6 protein-coding genes and 1 pseudogene are annotated in these 8,169 nt (G+C 40.2%); 4 read left to right on the forward strand and 3 right to left on the reverse strand.

Features of this window, described 5'->3' with window-relative positions:
* Positions 1-73, forward strand: a pseudogene (locus B4033_RS06950) (acetyl-CoA carboxylase, biotin carboxyl carrier protein); the annotation flags it as partial.
* 21 nt (positions 74-94) lie between these two features.
* Complete coding sequence (accC, locus tag B4033_RS06955; RefSeq protein WP_286832840.1) at positions 95-1,459, forward strand: acetyl-CoA carboxylase biotin carboxylase subunit; 1,365 nt, start codon at positions 95-97, stop codon at positions 1,457-1,459.
* Positions 1,460-1,528: 69 nt separating this feature from the next.
* Here the strand turns inward: accC and B4033_RS06960 are convergent, their stop codons facing one another.
* A complete protein-coding gene (locus B4033_RS06960; protein WP_171056660.1) occupies positions 1,529-1,954 on the reverse strand; it encodes a hypothetical protein in 426 nt (141 codons plus the stop codon).
* Positions 1,955-2,283: 329 nt separating this feature from the next.
* Here B4033_RS06960 and B4033_RS06965 point away from each other — a divergent pair, with 329 nt between their 5' ends.
* Entirely contained in the window at positions 2,284-3,711 is a 1,428-nt protein-coding gene (locus B4033_RS06965; RefSeq protein WP_286832841.1) for a GGDEF domain-containing protein, read from the forward strand.
* A gap of 36 nt (positions 3,712-3,747) precedes the next feature.
* On the forward strand, positions 3,748-5,238 hold the full coding sequence (locus B4033_RS06970) for an amidase (protein ID WP_286832843.1): 1,491 nt from the start codon (positions 3,748-3,750) through the stop codon (positions 5,236-5,238).
* A 19-nt stretch (positions 5,239-5,257) separates the two neighbouring features.
* Here B4033_RS06970 and B4033_RS06975 read toward each other — a convergent pair whose 3' ends face one another.
* Both B4033_RS06975 and B4033_RS06980 read right to left on the reverse strand, forming a co-directional pair.
* Positions 5,258-6,424, reverse strand: a complete 1,167-nt coding sequence (locus B4033_RS06975; RefSeq protein ID WP_286832844.1) for an MFS transporter — start codon at positions 6,422-6,424, stop codon at positions 5,258-5,260.
* A 1,393-nt stretch (positions 6,425-7,817) separates the two neighbouring features.
* Positions 7,818-7,958: a hypothetical protein gene (locus B4033_RS06980; protein ID WP_167367443.1), complete on the reverse strand. Its 141-nt coding sequence runs from the start codon at positions 7,956-7,958 to the stop codon at positions 7,818-7,820.
* Positions 7,959-8,169 lie beyond the last annotated feature (211 nt).

Raw genomic sequence — 8,169 nt, forward strand, 5'->3', positions numbered from 1 at the left:
GATTGAAGAAATTCTGGTGAAAAATGGTGAAGTGATTCAGTTCGGTCAGCCACTTTTCCGTTACCGCGCTTAATCACCTCGGGGATTCATAATAATGTTGCAAAAAGTTTTAATTGCAAACCGTGGTGAGATTGCCCTGCGCATCACCCGAGCTTGCAAAACTTTAGGAATTAAAACTGTCGGTGTCTATTCAGATGCTGACAAGGACTTGATGCATCTGCGTTTCTGCGATGAAGCAGTATGTATCGGCCCTGGCGCAAGCAGTGACAGTTACCTAAATATTCCAGCAATTATCACAGCAGCTGAGATTACCGGTGCGGATGCGATCCACCCAGGTTATGGCTTTCTGTCTGAAAATGCTGAATTTGCTGAAATTGTTGAAAGTTCTGGCTTTATCTTTATTGGCCCACGTCCTGAACACATTCGCCTGATGGGTAATAAGGTTTCTGCCATTATTGCCATGAAGAAAGCCGGCGTACCAACAGTACCAGGCTGTGACCATGCAGTAACCATCCACAATGCTCTTGCTGAAGCCAAAGAAATCGGCTTCCCGCTGATCGTAAAAGCTGCTGCGGGTGGTGGCGGACGTGGTATGCGTATCGTTGAACGCGTGGATACCCTGCTCGAGTCTGTACAAGCGGCACAACGTGATGCAGAAATGTGGTTCGGCGATGATACGGTTTATATGGAACGCTTCCTGCAAAAGCCGCGTCATGTTGAAGTACAGATCTTGGGCGATGGTAATGGCCATGCGATCCACTTGTATGACCGTGACTGTTCTTTACAGCGCCGTCACCAGAAAGTACTGGAAGAAGCTCCTGCACCAAATCTGCCTGAACAGGCACGTGCTGACATTCTGGAAGCTTGCGTGAATGCATGTAAGTTAATGCAATACCGCGGTGCGGGTACCTTTGAATTCCTGTTTGAAGACGGCGAATTCTTCTTTATTGAAATGAATACCCGTGTTCAGGTAGAACATCCTGTCACTGAAATGGTGACTGGTGTTGACATCATTGAACAACAGCTTCGTGTCGCAGCCGGTCTGGGTCTGGATATTCAGCAAGAAGATGTCGCTGTTAAAGGTCATGCGATCGAATGCCGTATTAATGCGGAAGATCCATCTACCTTTATGCCGTCTCCGGGCATGATTGAGACATTTTACACCCCAGGTGGCGCAGGTATCCGTCTAGATTCGCATATCTACCCAGGTTATAGCATTCCACCGTATTATGACTCAATGATTGCCAAGCTGATTGCACATGGTAAAGATCGTGAAACAGCTATTGCCCGTATGAAGCAGGCGCTTGATGAAATGATTCTGACTGGCATCAAGACCAATATTCCACTGCATAAAGATCTGATCCTTCAGGATGAGAACTTCTGTGAGCAGGCAATGGATATTCACTATCTCGAAAAACATCTGCTTAAACAACTTGAAGGTGCTGAAGAAAAGGCTTAATCCTCTTTCAGTATCCTTAATAAAAAACCGCTGATCATTCAGCGGTTTTTTATTGTCTGTAATACGACCTTAAGGAAGAATACGTCTTAAAGTTGCAAAACACTGCTCTGCCTTTTCAGTGGCACAGAAATTAATCGTATGTGGGTTCTGCCATTTCACAAAATACTGTGAGACTTCACCAGACTGATCTTCCTGATTGCCAGAACAGTCTTTCTGGTTATTGTCATATTTCACCTGAAGAATTAAGGCCGGAACCTGAGCGGTGGTATCTTGCGGCAACTGATAGTCATAGATGCCTGATGACCATTCATCACCACTTTTAATAATCACATTGTTATCACTTTTAAAATTATAATATTCAACACACTTGCGGTTAGTCGGGATTTCCATTCCCCATAAGCCCATGATTTCAGGACGTGTTACGATACGGAAGGTATTGGCAACAGCTGAAGCTTGTGCTGCTGTTTGGGTATTTTTATTTATATCTGCAGCCATGGCCCAGGTGGTTAAGGTAAGCAGCATAAGGCTTAGACATGTTTTTTTCATATTAAAAATAGTATTCCTTGGATTGTCCCTAACTTAGCATATTTTTGACAGTGGGGAGTATGGTGAAAAATCATTTCATCTACTTAAATAAAAATATCAGTTAGATACATAATAGCCATTTCTTTTCCACATTATTTTGTTTATATTTTGTACTTATGCGATTTTAAGTATTAATTAAATTACAAACAATCAAAAACAAAAAGAAAGATCTCAAAGCTTATTTAACTAAAAAAACAGCATGTGATTTTTCATTGTAAATATACTAAGGTAGCTTTATTTTGCGATTTGCTGATTTTAAAGAAAAACAACTGGATCCGGATAGCTCTGCATATCTCATTATTGCGCTGTTAATTCTTATCTGTAGCTTTATTGGCATTGCAACACGACCAACTGGCTATTTAGCATTTTTATGGCCAGCCAATGCAGCCCTACTCGCCTTCTTTTTACGCTTTCCACAGCTCAACAATAAAGGTGGCTGGCTAGGTGCGTTCAGTGCTTATATGTTTGCAGACCTGCTCACAGGTGACTTTTTTCTACAAAGCTTTTTTCTGACACTTTCAAATCTGTTAAGTACTATCGTTTCGCTATTCTGTATTCGCTATTTCAAGATTAATTATAAGTATTACAACAGCGGGTTTACCTTTATTCATCTGTTCGGTATTTGTGCCTTCGCAGGATGTCTGGCCAGCGCAGCATTTGCAGTGATTACTCTGGTGAATATCCCCGGTTCCTTTATCACTCCGGAAAACATGAAAATTGACTTTTTTCTGTGGTGGACTGGGGAAATGGTTAACTATATTATCATCCTGCCCTTGGTACTGGCATTCCCTACTGCCAAGCAAATTCGTTATTTTGCGAAAAATCGCAGGAAAAAATCTTATTCTTTCAGTTATTTTTTTCCGATGATCACTGTCGCAGTGTGTGTGGTCTTAACTCATATTTTTGCCGGACCTGGCGCACTAATCTATCCTCTGGCCGCTTTAATCTGGGCAGCACTCACTTATCGTATTTTTACAATCTCGATTATTAATACACTGGTTCTCATCACCACTTACAGCAGCCTGACACAGATCTATCTGGCCGATCAAGCCCTGGCAGATTCTACGACTTTTGTGTCCTTACGCATCGGCCTGTTTATGCTGGCACTGGCACCATTGATTCTGTGCATTATCAGCCAAAACCGGAATGAGCTGTATAAACATGTGCTTTATCTCGCCAATTATGACAGTTTAACCCGTACCATGAACCGCCATTACTTCTTTAAAGAAGGTGAAAGTTTACTGAAACAGTCTAGAAAATTGTCGTTCTCTCTTATTATGCTGGATATTGATTACTTTAAACGCTTAAATGATCAATACGGCCATCATGTTGGTGATGCAGTTTTACAGCAGTTCTCTGAGCTGGTGCGCACCAATCTGCGTAGCTGCGATCTGTTTGCCCGGATTGGTGGTGAAGAGTTTGTCGTCTTAATGTGGGATATAGAGCACGATGAAGCGCATTGGGTGGCTGAACGTATCCGTGAGCTGGTACAGCAAACACCAATTTATCTGGAACACGGCAAATCGGTGCATATCACGGTAAGTTTGGGTATTACCCATCAGGAAGCACCACAGCAGACCGAATTGCAGGATCTGATCAATATTGCAGATCAGGCGCTTTATCAGGCCAAGCATATGGGTCGTAATCAGGTCGTACTTGCATCTTAAAATTTTTAACTTTTATTTATTCAAACAGGGAATGTCATGAATTATCAGGAATATCTTAGCTATGATGGTCTGGGACTGGCCGAGCTGGTCGCAAAAAAAGAAATCCATGCTTCCGAGTTGCTGAATATTGCTTTAGAACGCAGTAATCAGGTCAATCCTGAATTAAATGCCATCGTTATCCCGATGCATGATTATGCCTTAAAACGTACTGAGGCAAATTTATCAGGTCCTTTTGCAGGTGTGCCTTTCTTGGTTAAAGATCTGTTTCAGGAGTATGCCGGTTATCCGACTTCTTATGGCTGTACTGGCTTTAAACGTATTGGCTATATTCCGGATACCAATGCGGAAATTGTGAATCGCTGGGAAAAGTCCGGCATTGTAACTTTTGGCCGCACCAATACACCTGAATTTGGAATCAAAGGCATTACCGAGCCAGATGCCTGGGGTAGCTGTAAAAACCCTTGGAACTTAGCCCATAATAGTGGCGGCTCATCAGGTGGTTCTGCTTCTGCTGTTGCCGGGGGGATCGTGCCGATTGCGGGTGCGGGTGATGGCGGTGGTTCGATTCGAATTCCTGCTTCTTATTGCGGCCTGTTTGGTTTGAAACCAAGTCGGGGACGTACACCTTGGGGACCACAAATGAGTGAAGCCATGCATGGTGCAGCGATTCAGCACGTTCTGACCAAAACCGTTCGTGACAGCGCTGCGATGCTGGATGCTACACATGGTGAAGATCATCATTCCATGTTCAAGATCGAACGGCCACATGCGCATTATCTGGAGATTATTCAGCACCCCCCGAAAAAACTGAAAATTGCATTCAATACCAAATCTCCTATTGGCACCAAAATCTCCAAAGATGCAGTTCAGGCCATCGAACAGACAGTGAAACTTTTGGAATCATTAGGTCATGAGGTAATTGAAGATCATCCAGCGATTGACGGGATGCAATTGGCTAAGGATTTTATTACCACCTGGTTTAGTCAGTTCTCTTATATGCTTGAGGAAATCCGTAGGCAATATCCGTCTAAATCAACTGATTTTGAGCTGGATTCTCTGGTATTATCTGCTTTTGGCGCCAAAACTACAGCGATTGAATACATCCAGAACCTGAACAACTGGGGTATCTATGTTTCCCAGATGAATCACTTCTTTGACCGCTATGATTTATACCTGACACCAGCAACGGCGTCGGTGGCACCACGCAATGGTGAAGTAAAAACACCCGCTTGGCAAAAACCGATTATGAAAGCATTACTGGGTATGGGAAAGGCACATCTATTGGCTCAGGGTAAACTGATTGATCAGATCGTCAAGGAGAACCTGAAATGGGTGCCATTCACCCAGTTATCCAATATCACTGGCCTACCCGCTATGTCAGTACCACTATACTGGAACGAACAGAATCTACCTTTAGGATCTCAGTTTATCGCGCCGTTTGCTCGTGAAGATCTGTTATTACAACTGGCTGCTCAACTAGAAGAAGCACAACCATGGTTTGATCGTTATAAAGATATTCAGATCTAATAACTCAAGAATCATTACTTCAGGTGGACTTTGTGGGTTCCACCTGATTGGGCAAACCAGATAAAAATAGTAAACCCATTAGCGTAGTCGCGGCGGCATATATAAAGATAGTCGCACCGCCAAATTGGTCCCAGTACTGACCAGCAAGAATACTGCCACTAGCGACACCAATCCCCCACATGGTGCTATAAAGTGCTTGACCTCGTCCCTGCTGTCCTGCCGAGAAATTCTGGAAAATCACCCGCATCGCAATCATATGAAATAGGCCAAAACTAAAAGCATGAATACTTTGTGCCATAAACTGCACTATAAATAGCGAAGGCAGCAGACCTACAATCAGCCAACGCAATCCTGTTAGCAACAAACAGATTATTACCAGTGTTCGCCACGACCAGTGATTAAAAAATAAAGTCGCATAAGCAAATATGATAATTTCTGCAATCACACCAACCGACCACAGCAGTCCAATCTGACTGGTACTATATCCATGCTGACTGAGAAAATTGCTATAGAAGCTATAAAATGGCGCATGGGAAAACAGCATAATCAGCTCAATGATGAAAAAGCTGTAAACCACTGGTCGTTTCAAGATTGGCCATAACGGTTCAAGCTGTTTTTGTGCGGATGGCGCCGTCGAAGGCTCCTTAATGCTAAAGGACCAGATAAAAGCAAGAAACGAAATACACAGCAATAATACTGGCAACATACTGATCGGGATAATTTCAAATATTGTTCCAACAGCAAAAACACCAACAATAAAACCCACCGATCCCCATTTACGCACTTTGCCATATAGCTCGGCACGCTTTTCTGCGAGCCAAAAAAGCGTCACACCTTCAAATTGTGCCAGAATTGCATTTTGGAAAAAGCTAAAAATCAGCATCAGTAATGCCACAGACTGAAAGCTGTTTGGAACGATAAAAATCATGAACCAGATACAGGCTTCCATCCAAGTAGCAATGCGCACCAGCAGCATGCGTTTGCCAGATTTGTCAGCAATCCAGCCCCAAATGAGGGGTGCAAAAAAGCGAGTGACAATGGCAATTGAAGATAGAATCCCGATCTCTGAATAGCTGAAACCTTGATCTTCAAGATACAAACTCCAGAATGGCATGAATGCGCCTACAATGGCGTAATAACAGAAATAGAATCCGCCAAGTCGCGACTGGATGGGAAGATTGAGCATTGAAATAGGCTTACCTAATGATTTATAAACTTAAAAGATTTAAGAATGAATCACATTGTATTCGTTTGTCTTCATCTCGACTCAACAATCTATAAAGTTTATTTTTTGTGAATTTTTAGATTTTATGAAATTACTTTTACAAAATTTTATCCAATTTTTAGTTAATTAAATCATTGTCATACCTCAAATAATGCCAGAAGCTTCTAATTATCAATAAGAATATCCACCTTATTTCATTAACATTTGATACTTGGTATATTTTTATGAGCTTTTGGTTCATTACAGCTTTAGATTAACAAGTACCCAAAAGATAACACTTCATAAAAAACCTCCCAAAGGAGGTTTAATTACTAAGTATGGGCCAATACGTAGATGACTGTACTAATAATTACGATAGCCAATAAAGTTATCAATATTTCAAGCTTAGTCATTAAAGGACACTCTGTCTTCTTATTTCTTATATTGTAGCCTATCTTAACACTCAATCCTAAATATAAAGGGTTACTAGAAATTTTAAAATATTTGCACTTTATTAATTCAGATTAAATCTAATGAATCCAGTTAATTATATTTTCTATCATTAAATCGACAGACGATATACTTCAATATGCAATCTTTAAAAATATGCAATCTTTAAAAATTTGACTTTCATTATTCACACTGATCATTTTCATCAAAATCATTGAACCACGCACAAAGATTTATCATTATTAATTTCTATTGAATATTTAATGATATTTTTTAGCTTCTAATAGACCAGCCCTGACTTCACCTTAAGAAACAGGGTAACTTTATATCCAAATACATGTAGCCCTGCTCTACTAAAACTATTTAATTTCTTTCAAGCAATCACGACATAACTTAATTTCTTCGCTATCAGCCGTACATTCAAACTCAATCGTACTATGTAGGCCAAATAAGCAAAGTACGAACTGGAACATATCGATCTCCTTGCTTTAGTGCCCCCCTATTTCAAAATATAAGGGGAATGATCCCTAGAATTTAAAAATCTCATCTAACTATAGAAATTAATATAAAATTAAACAAATCAATCCCTGATTACCATTTTATAATCCTTAGCCAAATATTTTCTCTTTAAACTATTTAAAGATAACTTCTGAATAGATTCATGTAAGTATAGGAAATATATACTAATAGTTCTTACCCGTTAGTTTTATGTTTCTTTAAGTACTTGTTAAACTAGTTGAGGACTTCTCATAAATATATAAATTACCTAGAAAGCTACTAATTGCAAAATCAACAAATACTCAGCCTAGTCGTTTCTTCAGTTAAACAAGGCCAAGGATTAATTTAGCCAATATTTGCATTTGATTGTTATTTTTCCTTTCTAAATAGTCGAAGACCTCACTCATTTGTGAGGTCTTTTATTAATTTATTCAGGGGTATTTGATGCCTTAGATTCTGTCTCCGCTTCGTGATGAGAACAGTTTTTTGCATTTCCCTTTTTGTATTTAGCCTTTTTATAACAATATCCAGCCAATACGCCTGCGCCAATCAATGTTAGTAATTTCATTGCTCACCTCAATAGATTAGAAATAACAACCTCTATAGGTATCATCTATATGGATTGCATTCCAAAGCTATTTGGAAAGTTTTTTTAAATGAAAGGTTAATTTATGTGTATAAAATAAAAAAGCCCACATTCTTGTGAGCTTTCCCCTTAACCATTTTGCGCTGATTTAGAATCGTTGATAAAACATACAACGATCAAACAATAGACAATC

Source organism: Acinetobacter sp. UBA3132, from assembly GCF_002364825.1.
Classification (GTDB): domain Bacteria; phylum Pseudomonadota; class Gammaproteobacteria; order Pseudomonadales; family Moraxellaceae; genus Acinetobacter; species Acinetobacter schindleri.